Here is a 23,310-nt window from a genome sequence, read left to right as displayed (position 1 = left end):
CAGCAGTACATAGGATTTTGGGCTTAGTATAAACATTTTTTTGCTCGGAGGAATTGTATATATATTCAGACTTATGATATACTATCAAAATATTATGACACAAGAGTGCAATGAAGGAGGCGGTTTGATGAGCAAGAAAGAATATCCAATCCCACAAGGACTTTATCATCCAGATCAAGAGCATGAGGCGTGCGGAATAGGGATGATCGCCAATATTAACGGGGAAAAATCACATGCAATCGTCCAAAATGCAATTAATATATTGTGTAACTTAGAACACCGCGGCGGACAGTCGTCTGATACAAGTACAGGAGATGGCGCAGGGATCTTAACTCAAATCCCTCACCGTTTTTTCTTGAAGCAATGCGAAAAAGAAGGTATTACATTGCCTGAAGAAGGCAAGTACGGAATCGGCATGCTCTTTATGCCGCAGGATTACGATCTTCGGATGAAGACAAAGGAAGTGATTCATCAGATCATCCAGGAAGAAGGGCAAATCTGTCTTGGCTGGCGTCCGGTTCCAGTAAATGATTCGTTTGTTGGCAAAGTCGCTTCAAAAACCAAGCCAGTTATCCGCCAAGTATTTATCGGGGCTGCGCACGGCTTGGAAAACCGGGTAGACCTTGAGCGTCGTTTGTATATTATCCGTAAGCGGATCGAACAGGCGATGGTCGGCAAAGAAGACTTTAAAGACGTGTATTTCAGTAGCCTTTCAGCAGGAACGATTGTCTATAAAGGAATGCTTATCCCGGAACAGCTGGATTCATTTTATATTGACCTCAACCATCCAGAATTCAAATCTGCATTGGCTCTCGTCCACTCTCGCTTCAGCACGAATACTTTCCCGAGCTGGCAGCGTTCACATCCTAACCGCTACTCAATCCACAACGGTGAATTCAATACCTTAAGGGGGAATGTCAATTGGATGCGTGCACGTCAGATGCTCTGTGCTTCCCATGCATTCAATGAAGAAGACCTTAAAAAAGTTCTTCCCGTCATCGATGAAACAGGTAGTGACTCATCTATGTTCGACAACTGTTTTGAATTTTTGCATTTATCTGGAAGATCTCTTGCGCATACAGCAATGATGATGGTACCGGAACCATGGGTTAATGACCCGACCATCAAACAAGAAAAAAGAGATTTCTACGAATACCATAGTACGTTGATGGAGCCGTGGGATGGTCCGGCTGCACTAGTCTTTACTGATGGGAAACAAATTGCGGCTTGTCTTGATCGAAATGGCCTTCGTCCCGCGCGTTATTATGTGACGAAGAGCGGTATGATCGTCATGGGTTCAGAAGTAGGAGCATTGGATATTTTTGCGGATGACATTATTTATAAAGATCGTCTGCGTCCAGGCAAAATGCTATTGGTGGATCTCGAAGAAGGCAAGATTATTCCTGATGAAGAAATCAAGCTTCAGATTGCAGGAGAATTGCCTTATAAAGATTTCATCGATAAAAACATGTTCGATCTGGCCGATCTGCCTGAGCCAGTAAAACCTTCAAACTCTGATGATACGCAACCCTTGATCAAACGACAGCTGGCTTTTGGATATACCATGGAAGAAGTCCAAAAAATTATCAAGCCGCTGGCAACTGAAGGCAAAGATCCTGTCGGTTCAATGGGCTACGATTCACCGTTGGCTGTTTTGTCGAAAAAACCGCAACTTCTATACAATTACTTTAAGCAATTGTTTGCTCAAGTTACGAATCCGCCGATTGATGCGATTCGGGAACATATTATTACAGCCGCACGGACAACCATCGGTGCAGAAGGGAATTTGGTTCAGCCAAGCCCTAGAAGTGCTCGTCACATCCGTCTGGAAACACCCGTTTTGACAGATTTGGAACTTGAGAAGTTGCGTCAGCAGAATATTGCGGACTTCAAAGCTGCGACGATTTCAATCCTGTTTTCAAAAAATAATGGTGCCGAAGCGATGGAACAAAAGCTGGAAGCGGTTTTTGCAGAAGCGGATCAAGCTCTTAAAGGCGGCGCGACGTTGCTTGTCCTATCTGATCGCGGTGTCAATGAAGATTACGCAGCAATTCCAGCTTTACTTGCCGTTTCAGGGCTTCACCACCATTTGATCCGTCAAGGCACTCGTACACAAATGAGCATTTTACTAGAATCTGCAGAACCTCGTGAAGTTCATCATTTTGCTGCTTTGCTTGGCTATGGAGCAGAAGGCATTAACCCCTATTTAGCTTTTGATACGATTCAGAATTTGATTGAAATTGAAGATATTCCTAATGCGAAGTTTGAAGAAGTGGAACAAACTTATGTGAAAGCTGTTACAGATGGCATCATCAAAGTTTTATCCAAAATGGGGATTTCAACCATTCAAAGCTATCGCGGCGCACAAATTTTTGAAGCTGTCGGTATTCATATGGACGTAATCGATAAATACTTTACCCGTACTTCTTCGCGCCTTGGCGGAATTGGTCTTGATATTATTGCCAAAGAAGTGCTTATGCGGCATGCAGCAGCTTACCCGACTGCTCAAGGAGATGATCAGGCACTGGATTCCGGTGACGAATTCCAATACCGTGAAAATGGAGAAAACCACCAATACAATCCAAAAACGATCCATATGCTGCAGCATGCATGCCGGACCAATAATTACGATGTCTTCAAAAAATACACCAATCTGTTAACTGACGAAAAGGCCAACCTTCAGTCACTACGTGGCTTGATGTCCTTTAAACAACAGACGTCAGTGCCGATTGAAGAAGTGGAAACGATCGAAGAAATCTGTGCACGTTTTAAAACAGGTGCCATGTCATATGGTTCCATCAGTAAAGAAGCGCATGAAGCTCTTGCGATTGCGATGAACCGCATAGGTGGAAAAAGCAATTCAGGAGAAGGTGGAGAAGAAGTTTCCCGCTTTATTCCCGACGATAATGGCGATAATCGCCGCAGTTCCATTAAACAGGTGGCATCCGGCCGTTTTGGTGTAACCAGCCATTACCTGGTGAACGCCGATGAAATCCAAATTAAAGTAGCGCAAGGAGCGAAGCCGGGAGAAGGCGGACACTTACCGGGCAAAAAAGTATATCCGTGGATTGCGGAAGTACGCGGTTCTACTCCGGGCGTTGAACTGATTTCACCGCCCCCACACCATGATATTTATTCAATTGAAGATTTAGCTGAACTAATCTTCAATTTAAAAAATGCAAATCCCGCTGCGCGTATTAGTGTCAAACTAGTATCAGCAGTTGGTGTCGGAACGATTGCAGCTGGCGTTGCAAAAGGCCGTGCGGATGTCGTATTGATCAGCGGCTATGATGGGGGTACGGGAGCAGCGCCGAAAACAAGCTTGAAGCACACGGGCCTGCCGTGGGAAATTGGCTTGGCTGAAACGCATCAGACTCTTCTATTAAACGGGCTGCGTGATCGGATTGTTGTGGAAACAGACGGCAAAATGATGACTGGACGCGATGTAGTGACAGCAGCTCTTTTAGGCGCTGAAGAATTCGGGTTTTCAACTGCCCCTCTCGTCGTACTTGGCTGTGTCATGATGCGCGTTTGTCATTTGGATACTTGTCCTGTCGGTATCGCGACCCAGAATCCGGAGTTGCGCGAAAAGTATGGTGGAGACCCAGAGCACGTAGCAAATTTCATGCGCTTTATCGCACGCGAAACGCGTGAATTGATGGCGGAACTGGGCTTCCGCACAATTGATGAGATGATTGGACGAACGGACGTCATTGAAGCCAACCAGGCAGTGGATCACTGGAAAGCGGGCGGTATTGATTTAAGTGCCTTATTGTATCAGCCAAACCTTCCTGAAAAAGTGGGACGTTATGCAACCATCAAACAAAATCACGAACTGGAAAAGACGCTGGACCATCAGGAACTATTGCCGCGTTGCCGTCATGCGATAGAAACCGGTGAACGCGTAGAAGTCGCGACAGCAATCCGCAATATCCACAGAGCTACAGGGACCATCGTGGGCAGTGCCATTTCAAAACGCTATGGTGCAGAAGGCTTGCCTGATGACACGGTCAATCTGAACTTCCAGGGTTCTGCCGGACAAAGTTTCGGCGCATTTATTCCAAAAGGCATGTCGATGAACTTAATCGGTGACGCCAATGACTTTGTAGGAAAAGGCTTGTCAGGCGGAAAAATCACGGTTTACCCGGCATTAGATTCAACATTCCTTCCGGAAAATAATATCATTATCGGAAATGTTTCATTCTACGGGGCATCTGCCGGTGAAGCTTATATCTACGGTGTCGCAGGAGAACGCTTTGCCGTTAGAAACAGTGGGGCAAAAATTGTCGTCGAAGGTGTGGGCGACCATGGCTGCGAATATATGACCGGCGGCCGCGTAGCAATTCTGGGGAAAACCGGCAAAAACTTTGCTGCCGGCATGTCTGGCGGGGTAGCTTATGTGCTCGATGAAGAAGGCACATTCAGTGCACACTGCAATGCGGAAATGGTGCACTTACAGCCGCTTGCCGATCCTGCAGAAATTGAAGAATTACGTGAAATGGTTCAGAAACATGTTCATTATACGAGCAGTGCCAAGGGAACCCGGTTATTAGCTAATTGGGATATTTATACAGCTAAGTTCGTGCGTGTTATCCCCAAAGCCTATCTTCAAATCAACGAACGCATCAACAAACTACAAAACAGCGGCATGGCAAAATCTGAAGCGGAAATGGCAGCTTTTGAAGAAAGTAAAATGGCCAGTGCTGGGAAATAGAAAAGTGTAAGTCCTGTTCAGCTGTGATAGCTGTAAGGCGTTCTGGGAAAGCGACTCGAGGGGCTGGTTGCTAGAGTCTGGACAATAAGAAAAAGATAGTAGAGTCTCGATAAAAAAATCCCAAGCTTTCGCAAACAGGCGAAAACTCTGCGGATTCAACATGAGAAATTGTGAGTAGGAGGGAAATGATGGGCAAACCAACTGGATTCATGGAATACGACAGACAAACAGTCAAAGAACGCCAACCTGCTGAACGGACAAAAGATTGGAACGACTATACAATCCCTCTATCAGATGAAGAAGTAGAGAAACAAGGTGCGCGCTGTATGGACTGTGGAGTGCCGACATGCCACACCGGAATGGATTTGGACAATGTGACGACCGGCTGTCCGGTGAATCATCTTATCCCTGAATGGAATGATCTGGTTTACCGCGGCCAATGGAAAGAAGCTTTACATCGTGAGCATCTGAAAAATAATTTCCCTGAATTTACTGGAGTGGCTTGTCCGGCACCTTGCGAAGGAGCATGCGTATTGGGTATCAACGAACCGCCTGTAGCTATCCGTACAGTGGAACGTTCCATCATCGAACGAGGGTTTGAGGAAGGTTGGGTTGTGCCGGAACCACCGAAAACACGGACCGGTAAAAAAGTCGCGGTAATCGGTTCAGGGCCAGCCGGACTTGCAGCGGCAGCGCAACTGAACAAAGCAGGGCATCTAGTAACCGTATTTGAGAAAAGCGACCGTGTGGGTGGCTTGTTGACATACGGAATTCCGGAGATGAAACTGTCCTACGATATGGTGCAGAGACGTGTCAATATTCTTGAGCAGGAAGGGATCACTTTTATCACCAATGTAGAGGTGGGGAAAAACTACCTTTCTTCAAAACTGAAGGATGATTTTGAGGCAGTCGTCATGTGCACCGGGTCAACTGTTCACCGCAATATCGATGTGGAAGGTCGTGAATTGGATGGCGTCCATTTTGCGATGGACTTCCTGCATGACAGCACAAAAAGTCTACTGAATTCGAATTTTAAAGACGGCAACTACATTTCGGCAACAGACAAGAACGTCATCGTCATTGGCGGCGGAGATACAGGAACTGATTGCTTAGCGACATCCGTCCGCCATGAATGTGCAAGCCTTGTTCAGTTTGATGTTTACGACAAAAAAGGTGCGATTCGCGACGAAAAAGGAAATCCGTGGCCTCAGTATCCGAAAGTTCACCGGATAGAATACGGCCATAAAGAAGCGGCTGCGACTTTTGGCGACGACCCAAGAGCTTATGCGGTCATGACAAAGAAATTTGTCGGCGATGAAAGCGGACAAATCAAAGAAGTGCATACTGTAAATGTGAAGTTAAAGATAGATGAAAAAGGCAACCGAATCCGCGAAGAAATTCCGGGCACTGAAAAGGTATGGAAAGCGGATCTTGTATTGATTGCCATCGGCTTCAGTGGACCTGAACAGGAACTGATTCAGCAGCTGGAGCTGGAAACAGAAGCGAATTCAACAGTGAAAGCGGAATATGGAAAATATACAACCAGCGTAGAAGGCGTTTTTGCAGCGGGAGATGTTCGTCGCGGTCAAAGTCTGATCGTTTGGGCTATCAATGAAGGCCGGGAAGCGGCACGTGAATGCGATCGTTTCCTGATGGGCACTACTGTATTGCCGTAAAAATGAAGAGTAGATTGTTTGTTTTAGTGAAAAACTGCGTGCAAACTCCATATGGGGTTTGCACGCAGTTTTTCTGTAGAAAGAGAATAGTGAATTTAGGACTGCGCTTACTCGAAGAAAAAACAAGTGCATTTTATTAATGAAAACTGATAATTAAGTGATTTCCAGTTGCTTTATTGAAGAAAAAATGTGTCTTTTATGTAAATGATGCAATGAACAGTTGTGCAAAAGACCTACTAAGTATATACTATAGAAGGTCGGATATGGAATTTTAAGTAAAAAATAGGTGATATGGTGCATATTCTCACTTGTAAAGAATTAAAATTTCCAGACCCTGCTAAAAAACAAAATAGGGGGAATATACATGTTGAAAAAGAGTGTGATTGCAGTATTATTTTCAGTGGTTATGGCATTAGGGTTGGGCACGAGCGTATTTGCAGAAAGTAATAATGAAGCTGTGAAATATGATGTTACAAATGAAATGACGCCAGAAGTTGCTAAAGCAATAGCCGAAGTTAATAAAACGAATGAAAAAATTTACGAAGAAATTAATAAAGCAGTAGATAAATCCGAAAAGATGTACGCTAAATATCAGGATGAAAAATCTAAGCATCAAGATGTAGCGAAGCAGGCTTTGTTGACTAAAGAATATGAAGAAAAATCTGCTAAGTTAATTAGCGAACTGAAAGTAAAAACTGAAAGCATGACACTCAAAGGAATAGAAAAAGCAGAAAAAGCTGGATTGATAATGGAAATAGAATGGGTATTAATCGAATTTGCCGATCGTGAAGAATTAATCGATCCAATGGTAGTAGTAGGTTGGTAAATCAGTTTGTATAATTGTCGGCTTATAGAGTACTATGAAAGTAGAGAATAATAATCTTTACTCTCATAGTTTTTTAAAAGGAAGTGAACTTATGAAGGGCTTAGATATATTGAAAAATGGATATCTGGAGAAAGTGAATAATGAGTCCACCTTTATAAGCCTGCTTGGTCGTGGTGATGGTCTTGAAATAATTAAACAAACAGTGATGAAGGATAAGCTAATTATTCTTTTTCCTGGTAAAGATGCATTAGTTCAAGAATTTTTTTATATATTAAATGGGGTTTTAGAAGTAGAAATTGATGGCAGGAAAATTCAAATAAAAGAAAATGATTTTATTTCTGCTAAAAATTTAGAAGAAACGGTTCATTTTACTGCTTTAACAGAAGTAAGCTTCTTATCTGTCTCTACTGCTCCTGTTTTTTACTACCTTAGTGAAGTTATTAATGAGCTTAAAAAAATAGGAGAGACTGTTGAACAAAAGGATCGTTACACTTTTAACCATAGTTCTCGTGTGGCTAATTATGCTGTAAAAACGGCATCTGAAATGAAATTGAGAAGAGAACATATGGAGAAGCTGTTTTTAGCTTCAATCCTACACGACATCGGCAAAATCAATATTCCAGAAGAAGTCTTGAAAAAGCCAAGCAAATTAACAAATGAAGAATTTGAATTGGTGAAAAAGCACCCGGGCGACGGGACTGCCATGATTCGTGATACACCTTACGCAGACATTGCAGATATCGTCGAACAGCATCACGAGCGTGTTAATGGAAGAGGGTACCCTCATGGACTAAAAGGCAATGAAATATTGATAGAAGCAAAAATTATCGGAGTTTGTGATACCTTCGATGCGATGACTGAGGACAGGGCATATCGATCTGCATTTTCTGCTGAATATGCAATGATTGAAATTAACAGCCTGATTGGGATTCAATACGACGAGGAAGTTGTTAGGGCTTTCGAGCAGGTTTTGAAAGAAGAAGGAAAACTAAGTGAATAGATGCTGAATTCGGACGCCACGACATTTCGAGATGTCTTTTATTTTGCTTGAAATGTTTAAAAACAACCGGTTTAGTCAATACTTTATACACAATGATTTACACAAATAAGGAGGAGAGATTCAAATGGCCAAAAATTCATCAGGTGGCATGTTCGGTAAACTTATATTAATCGGTCTCGGTGCGTTAATCGGTGCAGCAATGACGCAGCAAAGAACGGAAACAGGTAGAATGTCTGAAACTAGTAAAGCTGATATGAAAGCAAATATCAAAAAAGGTCTCGATCGCTTCAATGAACAATCGGGCGGCATGGTCGATAAAGTGAAGCCAACTGTCAACAAAGCGGTGGAAAAAGTGAAAACGGCAATTGATTCACAGCAGGACATGATGAATAAAGAGAAAGACGCATTGGATAAAGCCAATAAGACACTTCAGGATGATGTTGGTGGAAATGCTGATAATAGCAGCACTTCGACAGATAAATCCAAAGCGAGTTCTGCGAGTGGGGTTTCCACTGATAGCAACAAGCCAACAGGCGGAATTTATGGAGGAAGCACGGAGTATACGGAGTCTTTGAAAAAAGATGATTCATCTGATTTATCAAAAGAAGAAAGTTCAACGTTCGGTAAGCCAAACACTTCAGACAATCCCTCTTCTGATGCAGGCAAACCACTCGGAGGAAGCACAGAATATACAGATTCCCTGAAAAAGAATCTATCGGATGAATCATCGAAAAAAGACAACTCATCTTCAAATGATTCAACATTCGGAAAGTAAATTCGGTATAATAGAATGAAGATAAGCTATGCGCGTTTATAGAAACGGCATAGCTTTTTTCTTAATTCATTTTTTAACTGAATATTCTACGTATGAAGGGAGCTGCTCGTTTGTTTAAAACTTATGCAACAGGAGCATTTTTCGATGAGATGTTCACACCCCATGGAAAACCAAAATCGCATTATCGAAAATTTTTCGATGTACTTCAAAGTTTTTCAACAGAAGAACTGAGAGAAAAGCATGAAACAGCTCAGCTATCGTTTTTGAGACAAGGTATTACGTTTACGGTTTACAACAATAATGTAGGAACAGAAAGAACGATGCCTTTTGACTTTATTCCCATCATCATTCCCTCCGAAGAATGGGAAGTGGTAGAAAAAGGAATGATTCAGCGGGCGGAAGCGCTCAATCAGTTTTTGGAAGATGTCTATCAGGACAAGCGTATTCTGCGTGATGGAATTGTTCCAAGACGGTTAGTTGAGGAAAATCCGTATTACTACGATGAACAAGTCAAGGGCATTGATATTCCGCTGAAAAATCATATCTTTTTGGCAGGAATCGATTTGATTCGTGACGAAAACGGAAAATACCATGTGCTTGAAGATAATTTGCGCAATCCATCCGGGTTGTCTTATGTTTATCAAAATCGATACGTTATGCGTCAGGTTTATCCTGAGTTTTTCGCTAGCCAATCGGTTCATACTCTTGAGCACCAGCTTTCCCATTTGCACCAAGCGATACTCGATCATGCGCCAGAATCAAGAAAAGAGAAAGCTTTTGCCGTTTTGTTGACACCGGGAATGTATAATTCTGCTTATTATGACCATGTGTTTTTAGCACAGCAGATGGGAATGGATTTGGTCGAAGGAAGAGACCTGATCGTTAAAAAGAACATTGTCTATATGAAGTCGATTCGGGGCTTGAAGCGTGTAGATATCATTTATCGCCGAATTGACGACGATTATTTGGATCCTGAAGCATTTCTGGCTGAATCTGCACTGGGTGTTCCCGGTCTGTTGATGGCCTATAGAAAAGGCAACGTTGCCATTTTAAATGGTATTGGCAATGGCGTAGCAGACGACAAAGCGATTTACGCATATGTGCCGGACATAATTCGATATTACTTGGGAGAAGAGCCGATCATCGATAACGTGAAAACCTACTTGCTGGACAATCCGGAAGAGCGGGAATGGGTGCTGGATCACTTAAACGAATTGGTGGTCAAGAATGTTGGCGCTTCGGGTGGCTACGATATGTTGGTCGGACCGCACGCATCTGAAAAACTGATTGAGGAATTCCGTAAAAAAATCATTGAGACTCCTCACCAGTATATTGCCCAGCCTACCATCAAATTATCCAGGGCTCCAGCATATCAGGGAGAAGCATTTTATCCTTGCCATGTCGATTTAAGGGTTTTTGTGGTTCGCGGAGTGGATACACACGTTATGCCGGGCGGACTTTCCCGCGTCGCGTTAAAAGAAGGCTCGCTGGTTGTGAACTCATCCCAAGGCGGCGGAGGCAAGGACACGTGGGTGTTCAAGAAAAGAGAAGAAGAGGGGGACGACTGATGCTTAGCCGTGTAGCGAATTCTTTGTATTGGATGTCGAGAAACGTTGAAAGAGCCGAGAACAACGCCCGAATTCTAGATGTGCAATTATTGCAAATGATCGAAGCCTCTGATGAAGAGCTAATTCGGGACAGTGATTGGAAGCTGATTTATGAAATTTGTGCTTCAACTGAAACGATGAAACAAATTAAATCACTGCCAAGTTATCAGGAAGATCAGCTTGTCCATTATTTAGCTATGGAAGAAGCCAATTCTAATTCTGTAGCAAGCTGTGTGAAAATTGTTCGTGAAAATGCAAGAATCAGCCGGGATCACATTCCGGATGATTACTGGGAAGCCTGGAACGGTTGTTATTTAATCTTGATGGAAATAGATCAAAAAAGCTGTACAGTCAAAGAAATGCGCAAATTTCTCGAACAAGTTAAATTAACATCGCTCATTACCCAAGGGATTGTTGAATCTGCTATGTCTCGAGGAGTCTCATATCAAATTATCAAAATTGGTAAGTGGCTTGAACGTGCTGAAAAAACAGCGCGAATCTTAAATGTGGTATGCGAGCGGACAAGAGAACGTGTAGTAGAAGCTCAGTCTGAAGATTATTATTATTGGTTGGCTGCTTTGCGGATGACGAACGGTTACAATGCCTATTTGAAAATGAACCCTCCACAGATGAATCCGAAGAAAGTCTTGGCTTTCCTTATTGCCAATCCAAACTTTCCAAGGTCAATTCGTTACTGCCTGACGCATGTGCGTAAAGCAATCGATGAACTGGAGGGCGGTAAAATCTCTCATTACTCATGGGAGCTTTATGCAAAGTTAGACCAATTGCAGGAAGAGTTTGAAGAAATCAGTATAGATGAGCTAAACTCGGATGAAATCATGGATTTTCTAAATGATTTTCAGAATGGTTGTAATGAAGTGGGAGAAGTCTTTTCGAAAACCTATTATTTGAGCGATTCGGAGACGAACCCGATGGAGTTCAGCCAATCACAGAGCATGGGCACGAAAGGAATAACTTCGATGAAATATAAAGTAGAGCACACAAATATATTTGAATATGAAACCATTGTGGACCAAAGCATGAACTCAATTCGGCTAAAACCGAGAACAGATGAATGTCAGCGGTTGTTGTCTTATCGTGCGGAAATCACACCGGCTTCTCTCACAAAAGAACACATCGATATTTGGGGCAACCATGTTGAGACCTTTTTTATCGCGGAGCATCATCAACATTTGGAAGTAAAGACAACATCAATTGTCAGTATCCAAAAAAGTCCATTTATCCATCGGATTGATTATTCACCAGAAATGAACGCCATTTTTCATTCGCAATTATTTAGAGAGCATTATTTAGCATTTTTAAGCAACACCGCATATACGTATTTGACGATCGATCACATGAAACAAATTGACCGAGAGCTCGGTATAATGAAAAACCCTGTGCAATACGCTATTGATGTAATGGAATATATTCATCAACATTTTACCTACGATGGCGAATCAACAACCGTCGACACGAAAGCGGAGGAATCCTTTGATCTAAGAAAAGGGGTTTGCCAGGATATTACCCATGTCATGCTGGGAATTCTTCGCAGCAAGTATATTCCAGCCCGTTACGTAAGTGGGTATTTGTACGTTGGTGAAAACTCTGCACTCGTTGGAGATGCTGCAAGCCATGCGTGGGTGGAAGTGATGGTTCCAGGCATCGGCTGGGTCGGTTTGGACCCGACTAACAACGTAGAAGCACTGGAAAATCATATCCGAGTAGGTGTTGGTCGCGATTACAACGACGTTAGCCCGGTACAAGGAGTTTACCGGGGGGGAAGCCAATCATTGGATGTTAAAGTCTCTGTAAGCTTGATGGATCAATAGAAAAAAGTTCCAATCATGAAGATGATCTTCAACTTTCAAGGGTCATTAGAGCAGGATAAGTCTTAATAATCGTTTAACTTCAGAATTTTCAAATCCGTGCGATAATAGAAGAACCTGAAATTTTTGAACGGAGATGGAGAGTAATTATGGACAATAATAGATTTAGTGAATACGGAGTAAGTGAACCAATAGTAAAGGCTCTTGAAGGATTAGGCTACACAGAACCAACAGAAGTACAAAGAAAAGTTATTCCAGTCGCACTGTCCAAGACTGACTTAACAGTAAAGTCCCAAACAGGTAGTGGTAAAACAGCAGCATTTGGAATTCCGATTTGTGAATTGGTCGATTGGGAAGAAAACAAACCGCAGGCATTGATTTTGACGCCCACACGCGAACTGGCAGATCAGGTAAAAGAAGATCTGACAAACATCGGGCGGTTTAAACGCATTAAAGCCGCCGCTGTTTATGGCAAGCAGCCTTTCGCTTACCAGCAGGCTGAACTGAAACAGAAATGCCACGTGGTTGTCGGAACGCCTGGCCGTGTTTTCGATCATATCGAGCGCGGGACATTGAACCTGGAGCAAATAGAATATCTGGTTCTTGATGAAGCGGATGAAATGCTGAATATGGGCTTTGTGGAACAAGTGGAAGCGATCATCAACAAATTGCCGAAACAACGGACCACTATGCTATTTTCAGCGACTTTGCCTGAAAATGTTGAAAAACTGCAGAAAAAATATATGATCGATCCTCAGCATATCGAAATTGCTTCTGCAGAAAACCTGACTGCCCAAATCGACCATTCACTATTCGTCGTGGCAGAGCAGAAAAAATTTGCCTTATTGCGTGACGTGACCATCATTGAAAATCCGGATAGCTGCATCATTTTCTGTCGGACAAAAGACAATGTCGATTTTGTTATGGAACAATTGGAGAAGCATTATTACACATGTGACAAATTGCATGGCGGCATGCTGCAGGAAGACCGGACAGCGGTCATGAACGACTTTAAACGTGGTGAGTTCCGCTATTTGGTGGCGACTGATGTCGCGTCACGTGGAATTGATATCGACAGCATTTCGCATGTCATCAACTACGATCTGCCCATGGAAAAAGAAAGCTATGTGCATCGTGCAGGCCGTACCGGACGTGCGGGGAAAACAGGAAAGGCGATTTCATTCGTCACACCAAATGAAGACAAGTTTTTAGCAGAGATTGAAGACTATATCGGTTTTGAAATTCCACGCAGAACGTCACCTTCTACTTATGAAGTAGAAGAAGCGACGCTAGCTTTCACAGAGAAACTCGAAAGTCGTCCGAAGTTGAAGAAAAATAAAAATGAGCAAGTCAATAAGGACATTCTGAAGCTATACTTTAATGGTGGTAAGAAAAAGAAACTTCGTGCTTTTGATTTTGTCGGAACTTTAACAAGTATTCCAGGGGTTACAGCTGAAGATATCGGGATCATCAAAATTCAAGATACGGTGACGTATATCGATATTCTAAATGGCAAAGGTCCGATGGTGTTGAAAGCGATGAAAGACAAAACGGTAAAAGGAAAAACGCTGAAAGTGCATAAAGCGAATAAGTAAATGGAGAGTACAGGCTAATTAAAGCCTGTGCTTTTTTTATTTTCCAGGAATAAAAGGGTGTGAATCATATGATGTAGTATAAAAGTCTTTTGAATTTCCACTATTTAGGTTTTAAAATGTACCTGTTCATTACTTATGTCACAAAATGAAGCGGTATTGTAATGAAACATGCTCTTTATTGTTACGTGCCTGTAATATTCCCGTGCTATTTTAATTGTACTTACAAAAAGCAAAGGGGATAGCAGAATTGAAAAAACTATTGGCAGTCTTGAGTTTTGTACTGATTTTATTCCTAGCAACTTCGATTGAAAGTTCAGCCGCATCAAATGTATACACAGTAAAAAGTGGGGATACACTATATAAGATTTCCAAAACACAAAAAGTATCAGTCAGCAACTTGAAGATTTGGAACGGTTTAAAGTCCAATACAATTTATCCAAAACAAAAACTTCAATTAAAAAAACCGGCAGCTAAGACAGTATCAAAAAAAACCACTCCATCCCGTTCTACAAGCGGATCAGTAGTTAAAGAATTTACAGTTAGTGCAACTGCCTATACGGCATACTGCAAAGGATGTTCAGGAATTACCCGAACAGGACTTAACCTGAAGAAAAATCCGGGACTGAAAGTTATTGCGGTAGACCCGAAAGTCATTCCATTAGGAACGAAAGTTCATGTCGAAGGCTATGGGTATGCTGTTGCTGGTGACACAGGCGGTGCCATTAAAGGAAATAAAATTGATGTCTTCATTCCCACTCAAAGCAGTGCACTTAAGTGGGGACGCAAGAACGTAAAAATAAAAATACTGAAATAAGCAAAATCCAGCTCATAAAAATGAGCTGGATTTTTTTGTGCATAAATCATCAATTGTGAATGCTAATTTATAGAGGTTTTACAAGGTGGGAATTTTTCTGGTATCCAGTCAAAATTCAAAACGTAATTGCTGTGGTGGATAAATCACAAATATAGAAAGAAGGTAAATTCAAATGTATAGTCTTTTTTTGAGTTTGACGGTATAATATTTGTATAATAAATGTAGAATTTTTAGGGCTATTGGAAATGGAGGCATCTGTTATGTCGGAGAAGATAATTGTCATAGGAGCCGGACCTGGCGGCTTAGCTGCGGCTATGTTATTGGCCAGTAGAGGATACCAAGTAGATGTCTATGAAAAACAACCGTGGGTAGGAGGCAGAAACGCAGAGCTGCGCCTAGGTGATTTTACTTTTGATACTGGGCCCACCTTTTTAAGTATGCTGCATTTAGTGGAAGAATTATTTGAAACAACTGGCCGCAATTTAAAAGATTACATGAATGCAATTGAGTTAGACCCTATGTATGAATTGATCTTTGAAGATCAGAACCTGATAATGACACGTAATAAACAGGAAATGAAGAAACAAATCAATGAGAATTTCAAAGGCGACGGTGACGGATATGAACGGTTTATGAAAGAAACAGGAAAGAAACTAGAAGCTTTATCGCCAATGCTGCAGTCAAAGATGGACAGTTATTTCGACATGGTTCATCCGAAGGTCTTAAAAGCTTTACCGGAACTCGAGGTAAGTAAAACCTTGTATGAAGTTTTGTCCCGCTATTTTAAAGATGAGCGAATGAAGATGGCTTTTGCCTTTCAGTCAAAATACTTAGGCATGTCACCGTGGGAATGTCCTGGTGCTTTTTCAATTCTTTCTTACATGGAACACGCTTATGGCATTTATCATCCAATTGGTGGAGTAAATCAACTATCGCAGGCAATGGCAAAAGTTGTAGAAGAACTCGGCGGCACAATCCATACCAATACCGGCGTTAAAAAATTATGGATCGAAAATCGTAAAGTTAAAGGTGTAGACCTTGATAATGGCCAGCGCGAAGTCGCTGACGAAGTGATTATCAATGGTGACTTTGCCCATGTCATGAATCATTTAGTTGAACCGGGAATCCTGAAAAAATACACGCCAGAAAAACTGGCGAAGAAAAAATATTCCTGCTCAACATTCATGCTGTACTTAGGTCTTGATAAAAAGTATGATCTCTCGCATCACACTATCGTATTTTCAAAAGACTACAAGAAAAATGTTGAAGAGATGACGAAATCACGTATTCTTTCTGCAGACCCTTCCATCTATGTGCAAAACGCAAGCGTTACCGACCCGACATTGGCACCTGAGGGAAAATCGGCACTGTATATTTTAGCGCCTGTGCCAAATAACTTCAGTGATATCGGCTGGGAAAAAGAACAGCATGCGTTCCGGGAATTGGTTCTGGATATCATTGAGGAAAAGTCCGAGTTTAAAAATTTGCGGAACCATATCGAGGTAGAGAAAATGCTGACGCCAATGGGATGGCAGGAAGACTATTCAGTTTATCAGGGCGCGACGTTCAATCTTGGTCATCAACTAACACAAATGATGGTATTCCGCCCTCACAATAAATTCGAAGAATTAGGTAACTGCTGGCTGGTTGGTGGGGGAACTCATCCAGGAAGTGGATTGCCGACTATTCTGGAATCTGCCCGCATCACTGCTAACGGTATTCTTGAGCAGCACGGCAAAAAAGGAATACCGATTCTGCCTCTGCCTAAACTGGAGGGATTTGCATGAAAATAGCTATGATCGGCGGCGGCGTCGGCGGCATGATGGGGGCATTATATTTATCGAATATGGGATTTGATGTCACCATTTTTGAAAAAGAAGAAAAGCTTGGCGGCCGTTTAGCTTTCGTCGAAAGAGATGGCTTTAAGATAGATCAGGGTCCGACAATCGTCTTATTACCTGAAATGTTTCAAGATCTGCTTCAGCAAGCAGGAATTCCTGCGGAAGATATCGAATTGTTACTATGTGACCCGCTGTATTCTATTCGTTTTCCAGATGGTACCGTGTACACCAAATATCCGGATATCAACCGTCAGCTTGAAGAAATTGAAAATGTTTTTCCAGAAGAGAAAGACGGATTTCTTCGGTATATTTCAGAAGGGCGCAAGCGTTTTGAAATCGGAAAGTCATCTTTTTTAGAGCATTCATTTGTCAATAAAGCCGATTTTTTTACAGCTGCAAACATAAAAAAATTATTGAAACTAAAGCCTCAACAGTCCGTTAAAAAACTCACATCAAATTATTTTCGTGACGAGCGGCTGCAATTAGCTTATTCTCTGCAGTCACTGTATATCGGTGGAGATCCCTTCCATGCTCCGGCGATGTATTCGCTTGTACCTTTCAGTGAACATGAACATGGGGTATATTATTTAAAAGGTGGTTATGGAAGCCTAATTCCAGTTATGGAAAAAGCGCTGCGAGCACGCAATAACGTGACCATTAAAACAGATTGTCCAGTCAAGCGGATCGTCACAGAAAATCAGCAAGCAAAAGGGATTGAAATGGCAGAAGGCTTTGAAGCATTTGATGCCGTCGTCTATAATGGCGATTTTCCCGGCATCGAAAAAGTAGTGCCCGAGCAGAAAAAGAAGAGCTATACAGCGTCTTCGGGATGTGTGTTATTGTATTTTGGTTTAAATAAGGTATATGAAGAAGGCAATGTCCACCAATTTTTCATTGGCGACAGTTACGAAGACCATATGGATGATGTATTCGTGAAGAAGCGGAAGACCGAAAACCCAGCGATCTACACTTTTCATCCGTCGAAAATTGACGATTCGCTGGCTCCAGAAGGCAAAGGTGTCCTCTACGTACTGGTTCCGGTACCTTCAGGGACAGATATCGATTGGGCGAGCGATAAAGCATGGATCGAGAGAATCATTGATCGTATGGAAGAATTGGCTTTCCCGGACTTCCGGGAAGCCGTTGAATGGATGGAAATAAGGACACCAACAGAAGCAGAAGCTTTCGGTCTTTTTAAAGGAGGCAGCTTCGGAATTGGCCCAACCTTATTCCAGTCTGGTGTTTTCCGTCCCCAAGTCAAACCATTTAAAACAGATCGCTTGTATGCGGTTGGTGCTTCTGTCCATCCAGGAGGAGGAATTCCAATCGTCATGCAAGGCGCAAAGCTGCTGGCAGAGCAAATCCAAGGCGATTTTGTAAAGGAAAGGGGCAATGCATGATGAAGCTGAAAGATGCTTACACCTCCTGTGAACAAGTCATTGCTGCGCATTCGAAGAGCTTTTACAAAGCGTTTTCCTTATTGCCGAAGGAAAAACGTAAAGCTGTCTGGGCTGTTTATACGTTTTGCCGGACAGTGGACGATATTGTGGATGAAGGGCTCAATTCCAAAGAAGAGCTCAATCAATTTAAACTGGATTTCAACGAATTTCTGACGGGTATTTACGATGCTGAAAATCCCATGTGGGTAGCGTTAGCTCATGTATTTGAAAATTACGAAATGGACACAGAAGCATTTTCTGGTTTGATAACTGGACAAGAAATGGATTTGACAATTAATCGCTATCATACAATGGAAGAATTGCTAGACTACAGTTATCATGTGGCCAGTACAGTTGGTCTGATGTTGCTCCCGATTTTAGCTCCGGGAAAAACTGGAATCCTTAAAGAAGGTGCTATTTCGCTAGGGTATGCTATGCAAATCACCAACATTCTTCGGGACATAGGGGAAGATCTGGAAATGGGGAGAATCTACCTGCCAGAAGAAATTATGAAGAAATACGAATTGTGTGAAGACGAGCTGCGGACTGGAATTGTTAGTCCGCAATTTATCGCGGTGTGGGAAGAACTGGCAGAAAAAGCCGAGTTTCATTACAAGATAGCTTTCGAAACCATTCAGGACTATCCACTGTCCTCACGAGTACCCGTTAAAGGAGCAGCATTAGTTTATCGAGAAATTCTTGCTACCATTCGTACGAAGGAATACAATGTCTTCCGAGAAAAGCATTACGTACCAGAAGAGTCAAAACAAGCAATATTAGCTTGTTTGTAACTCGAAAAGTGAAAGTGCCTGGTCAGCTCTGACAGGCATAAGGCGGAACAGAAGTGTGGCGTACTTTGCCACGTAGCTGGGCTGAAGCGATTCGAGGCGCATACTCCTATATCGACAATCTACAAAAAGCACCTTCATCACTGTGATGAAGGTGCTTTTTTGAACTTCGCAATGATTTTGTTGGATACATTCAATCCGCTTAAGACGACCATTGGCGATCCACCGCCAGGATGAGTGCTGCCGCCGACGAAAAACAGATTACGAATATCGCGGCTGGCATTGGGTGGACGCAGAAAGGCATCTTTTGGCCGGTTGGACGAAGGGCCGTACAAAGCTCCGCGGAACGAACCGAACTTATCGCGGATAAAAGCGGGCGTGAAGATTTTCTCTTTAGCCAGATGGCTACGAATATCGACTCCATAGCTTAATAGGAAATCGTAAATTCGTTCCTTGTAGGTCTCTGGATCAATTTGAAGATGTCCTTCCTTGGTCAATGCAGGTGCATTGACCAAGATGAACAGATTGTCGCCATCTGGTGAAACCGAAGGATCCGTGTAGGAAGAATTGCTGATATAGACTGTTGGCTCATCGCTGTATGCGGAATTCTCGAATAAATCGCTGAATTCTTTCTGATAGTCTGATGAGAAAAAAACATTATGGTGTTTGAGGCTATCGAGACGGCTAGTTAAGCCGACGGTGATGACAAAAGCTGAAATCGATGGTTCAAAAGCAGCGACCTTAGCATCGCTTAAAGAAGGCCGTTCGGATTCTTCAACCAAAGCAGGAAAGGCTGATAATAGATCTCCATTTAAAATGACCAGATCTGCATCGATCCGCGTTCCATCTCCAAGCTCGATTCCCCGTGCTTCTCGACCATCTGTGATTATTTTTTTGACCTCCGCATGGGTGTGCAATTGAGCGCCTGATTTCCTAGCTACAGCAGCAAAAGCGTTGGCGATGCCGGTGTTTCCGCCTTTTGTGTAGTAGACACCTTCCACCAATTCCAAATAAGCAATCATGGAGAAAGTGGCCGGTGCTTTGTATGGTGAAGAGCCGATGTACGTGGCATACCGGTCGAACGCCTGAACGAGCAAAGGGTTTTTGAAATACCGCTGGAAAAAATGGTGCATCGATTCTGCCGGCCTTACTTGCAAGAGAGCGAAGCCGAGAGAAGGTGACAAATAATCTCGCCAGGATTGAAACGTTACCGGAAAAAAATAGCGTTCTGAGAAATAATACAAGCGGCTGATTTCTTTGATGAAGTCAGGGTATTTATCCGCAGCAGGGGGATCAAGGATTTTGAGCTGTTGAATCATCTGCTCTTGATCGCTAGTAAAGTCAAATGCACGCCCATCCGGAAAATGATTGCGGGTATGAACTTCCAAAGGGACGAACTCCAGGTAATCCTGTGGATTTTCAGCAGTCTGGGAGATGACTTTATTGAAGACAGCCGGCATCGTGATGGTGTTCGGACCGAAGTCAAAACGATAGCTCCCTAGTTCAACCGGCATTAGCTTGCCGCCCAGATGGCTATTTTTTTCAAAGAGTTCTACATCAAATCCTGCATGGGCAAGCGTTACTGCGGAAGAAAGTCCACCTAATCCGCCGCCTACAATGACGATTTTTTTCATGAATAATGTCTTCCTTTCCATGAATAAGACTGTTTTTTTAAAGATTTGCGCATCGATCCAACCAATACCGCAAGCATAGCGGCGGCTTGAAGGGGAATCAGAAAAGACAGGTACCAGCGTTGATTGGTTACCATGTCTACATACCAACGCTGAGCAACTGTCAGCGCGTATGGGAAAATCCACCAATAGAGCCCACTGAACAATCCGTAGAGAGCCAGGAACGGCGGAAGAATGTAGAAAAACGAATAGAATAGGATAAGACCTACTGCCATAATGGATGAGCGGCCGATTCCGGCGTAGCTGTTTTTCAGAAATCCTTCCCAAACCTCGGCATTGGTGTCATACATTCGACATTTTACGGACATCGTAATATTCGCTAACACGACTTTAAAGCCGTGTGCTTTTACTTCGCGTGCGATATGGACATCCTCGACCAGGGAACCGTAAACTGCGGCATGTCCGCCGATTTTATGGTAGCTGCCTTTTTCAAACATCATCCACATACCGTTGGCTGCTGTAGCCGCTTTGAATTTCGTGTAATTGGCTAATGCAATCGGCAGGTGGAATAAAATCACAAAATGCAGCATGGGGACAAGAAGTTTGCTCAGAAAAGGAGCAACATCAAAAGCTGGAAAGCCAGTGAGTAACTGTGCACCTTTTCGTTGCATCAATGCTAGCGACTGTTCGATTGCTTTTGGACGAAAACGAACATCAGCATCGACAAACAGTAAATAATCTCCTGAAGCGGCTTGCTGCAACTGGTGGCAGGCGTGCACCTTTCCGACCCAGCCTGTAGGCAATTTGTTGCCTTGCAGAATAGTGAAGCGATCGTCACCGGCAATCGTCCGCTCCAGCTCACCTTGAGTGTCGTCTGTCGATTGATCATTCAAAATGATAAATTCCGCACGGTCGTATGAGGAATTTTTTAAAGACTTTATTAGGACTTTAACATTGCGTTCTTCATTTCTCATGGGGACAAGAACAGATACCAAAGGTTCAGCTGAAAGTTTTGGTTGCTTCGGCAAGGCTGGAAGAAACAAGCGATTGATAATAATCCAGGCTAGAAAGAATAAATGGATTCCGATATAGATAGTCATCATCATTTTCTCCTTTTTCCGAGTGGTTGAAATACTTCGCTGTTTTCGCTGATAACAGCATTTCTTAAGGAATCTAGCTGTTCTGTACAAAGCTGTTGAAGATGCAAGGTCTTTTCTTTACGGGTCATATGTTTGACTGTACTAGTCAATATCGGCTGATGCTGTTGAATCCAGAGTTCAGGTTTTTGTTGATGTCCGAACGAGTAATAGAAGCTGAGCGGTACAATGGGAACTTCCGGGCAATGCTCCATCAAGTAAGCAGCACCCGCTTGAAAAGCAAGCGGCCTTGTTTCAAGATGAAATTCGTCTCCTTGAGGGAAAAGGACAACGGATTTTCCCTTCTTCAACAAAGCTTCTGCGTATTGAAGCGAGGTCAGAATTTCTTTTGGTTTTTTACGATTGATGGAAAATGCTCCGAGATAACGAAAAAAAGAATGTTTTTTAAGTCCTTCTTCATGCATCATCATATGGATATCGTGATGCCAGACTGTACGGTTCAAATAGAAAAACACTAGACCGTCCCACCAGGAACTGTGATTGGCAATAAACAACACCGGTTTTTCTGGAATGACTTCTACTCCTTGTCCAAGGATACGGGAAAAGGATGAGCGGATGAGCGGCGTCAAGTACATACTAAAACCAGTTTCGAACAAAGCGGATTTCTTTGCATCAATCATAAAGGTCGCCTCTTCCATGCCAACAGCACGATCGAAGCAGTCAAACTAGCGGTCAAGATAGCAGCCAGCCATAAACCGCCAATTGCCCCTAGCATAACAAACATGGCAATCATCAATACATATAGAAGGACCATTCGTTTTTCAGGTAGATTGGCAGTAATGACCATGGCTCGTTTTTTCATTACCAAGTCGATAACTAAATGGAGGACGAACGCTACGACGAACCAACCAAAAAAGTTGGTCCAAGGAATATTATAATAGAGGCCGGTGTCCTCCCAAATCCAATATTGTTTTATTTGATAAGCCACTGGATCGATGATCAAGTCAATAATTACTGCTCCGATGCCTCCGACGATGGCGTATAACAAGCCTCCACCAGGAACAATCCAGCGCGCCACTACATGAGTAGTAGCCATAACCATTAACCAGGCGAAACCAATAGCAATTGGAACACCGAAGATATTTGGCGCAAAACGATCAGTGTAATCATAGGAACCAAACAGGAATCCACTATCTGCCCCTGCCCATTCCACGATGAATGTCGAAAAAAAGATAAGAATGCCGATTGCTAATCCATTAGCAACGCCGAAACGTTTGAGGAAATACAAAAATCCGAGCGTACCAGCCAGCATTAAAAAGAATGCATTTGCCCATTCCAGCCAGGAAGGCAACAGGTCAAAGCCAAGCAAAATAATGCCGCAAACATACCAAAAAATAAAAAGTTTAAAAATTCGATTTTCCCACATCCAGAACAGCTCCTAATAAAATGACTTATACAAAGATTATACAGGAGTCAGGCTGAAATATGAAAACAAGAGCAGTTGCGTAAAGGCAATGAGGAATTACATAAAGAGAAAAAGGGTTGCTGTGTTTCAATTTTGCAAAAGAAGGGCATAAAAGCTTACATTCATTCTTCTAGAAAGTGTTTTTAGAAGATGCAAAGTATTTACTTCGTAGGTTGCATATGTAATACGAAGAGAATAAAAATTACCCCAATA

Annotated in this window: 16 protein-coding genes; 12 read left to right on the top strand and 4 right to left on the bottom strand. The window is 42.6% G+C overall.

The window, feature by feature from the left end; genetic code table 11:
• The first annotated feature begins 127 nt into the window (after nt 1–127).
• The 12 genes from gltB (at nt 128) to BBH88_RS16090 (ending at nt 18,907) form a co-directional block, all read left to right on the top strand.
• On the top strand, nt 128–4,714 hold the full coding sequence (gene gltB, locus BBH88_RS16145; RefSeq protein ID WP_006829110.1) for a glutamate synthase large subunit: 4,587 nt from the start codon (nt 128–130) through the stop codon (nt 4,712–4,714).
• Between the two features lie 188 nt (nt 4,715–4,902).
• Nucleotides 4,903–6,390 (top strand): glutamate synthase subunit beta, encoded by a 1,488-nt coding sequence (locus BBH88_RS16140; RefSeq protein WP_006829109.1) that lies wholly within the window; start codon nt 4,903–4,905, stop codon nt 6,388–6,390.
• Between the two features lie 364 nt (nt 6,391–6,754).
• The gene (locus BBH88_RS16135; protein WP_006829108.1) at nt 6,755–7,216 is read left to right on the top strand and encodes a hypothetical protein; all 462 of its coding nucleotides are present in this window, start codon (nt 6,755–6,757) and stop codon (nt 7,214–7,216) included.
• Nucleotides 7,217–7,307: 91 nt separating this feature from the next.
• A complete protein-coding gene (locus BBH88_RS16130; RefSeq protein ID WP_065536498.1) occupies nt 7,308–8,216 on the top strand; it encodes an HD-GYP domain-containing protein in 909 nt (302 codons plus the stop codon).
• Between the two features lie 124 nt (nt 8,217–8,340).
• On the top strand, nt 8,341–8,991 hold the full coding sequence (locus tag BBH88_RS16125; RefSeq protein WP_065536499.1) for a hypothetical protein: 651 nt from the start codon (nt 8,341–8,343) through the stop codon (nt 8,989–8,991).
• 110 nt (nt 8,992–9,101) lie between these two features.
• Nucleotides 9,102–10,559 (top strand): circularly permuted type 2 ATP-grasp protein, encoded by a 1,458-nt coding sequence (locus tag BBH88_RS16120; protein WP_197684177.1) that lies wholly within the window; start codon nt 9,102–9,104, stop codon nt 10,557–10,559.
• Entirely contained in the window at nt 10,559–12,430 is a 1,872-nt protein-coding gene (locus tag BBH88_RS16115) for an alpha-E domain-containing protein (RefSeq protein ID WP_006829104.1), read from the top strand. Before BBH88_RS16120 ends, BBH88_RS16115 begins: the two co-directional genes overlap by 1 nt.
• A 146-nt stretch (nt 12,431–12,576) precedes the next feature.
• A complete protein-coding gene (locus BBH88_RS16110) occupies nt 12,577–14,022 on the top strand; it encodes a DEAD/DEAH box helicase (RefSeq protein ID WP_006829103.1) in 1,446 nt (481 codons plus the stop codon).
• A 247-nt stretch (nt 14,023–14,269) separates the two neighbouring features.
• Nucleotides 14,270–14,836: a 3D domain-containing protein gene (locus BBH88_RS16105; protein ID WP_006829102.1), complete on the top strand. Its 567-nt coding sequence runs from the start codon at nt 14,270–14,272 to the stop codon at nt 14,834–14,836.
• A 260-nt stretch (nt 14,837–15,096) separates the two neighbouring features.
• On the top strand, nt 15,097–16,623 hold the full coding sequence (locus BBH88_RS16100; RefSeq protein ID WP_006829101.1) for a phytoene desaturase family protein: 1,527 nt from the start codon (nt 15,097–15,099) through the stop codon (nt 16,621–16,623).
• Complete coding sequence (locus BBH88_RS16095; protein WP_006829100.1) at nt 16,620–18,077, top strand: phytoene desaturase family protein; 1,458 nt, start codon at nt 16,620–16,622, stop codon at nt 18,075–18,077. Before BBH88_RS16100 ends, BBH88_RS16095 begins: the two co-directional genes overlap by 4 nt.
• Nucleotides 18,074–18,907: a phytoene/squalene synthase family protein gene (locus tag BBH88_RS16090; protein ID WP_040852020.1), complete on the top strand. Its 834-nt coding sequence runs from the start codon at nt 18,074–18,076 to the stop codon at nt 18,905–18,907. Before BBH88_RS16095 ends, BBH88_RS16090 begins: the two co-directional genes overlap by 4 nt.
• Nucleotides 18,908–19,044: 137 nt before the next feature.
• Here BBH88_RS16090 and BBH88_RS16085 read toward each other — a convergent pair whose 3' ends face one another.
• Genes BBH88_RS16085 through BBH88_RS16070 form a run of 4 tightly spaced genes read right to left on the bottom strand, consistent with a single transcriptional unit; the run spans nt 19,045 to nt 23,058 of the window.
• Entirely contained in the window at nt 19,045–20,538 is a 1,494-nt protein-coding gene (locus BBH88_RS16085) for a phytoene desaturase family protein (RefSeq protein ID WP_006829098.1), read from the bottom strand.
• Nucleotides 20,535–21,635 (bottom strand): glycosyltransferase family 2 protein, encoded by a 1,101-nt coding sequence (locus BBH88_RS16080; protein WP_154669175.1) that lies wholly within the window; start codon nt 21,633–21,635, stop codon nt 20,535–20,537. The genes BBH88_RS16085 and BBH88_RS16080 overlap by 4 nt, the downstream gene beginning before the upstream one ends.
• Before the next feature lie 2 nt (nt 21,636–21,637).
• Nucleotides 21,638–22,312 carry a lysophospholipid acyltransferase family protein gene (locus BBH88_RS16075; protein WP_065536501.1) on the bottom strand — a complete coding sequence of 225 codons (675 nt, stop codon included), beginning with the start codon at nt 22,310–22,312 and terminating at the stop codon, nt 21,638–21,640.
• Complete coding sequence (locus BBH88_RS16070; RefSeq protein WP_006829095.1) at nt 22,309–23,058, bottom strand: carotenoid biosynthesis protein; 750 nt, start codon at nt 23,056–23,058, stop codon at nt 22,309–22,311. The genes BBH88_RS16075 and BBH88_RS16070 overlap by 4 nt, the downstream gene beginning before the upstream one ends.
• Between the last annotated feature and the right edge of the window lie 252 nt (nt 23,059–23,310).

Origin of the sequence: Planococcus antarcticus DSM 14505 (genome assembly GCF_001687565.2) — a bacterium.
GTDB classification, from domain to species: Bacteria; Bacillota; Bacilli; order Bacillales_A; family Planococcaceae; genus Planococcus; species Planococcus antarcticus.
This window is presented reverse-complemented; position numbering and strand designations above follow the sequence as displayed.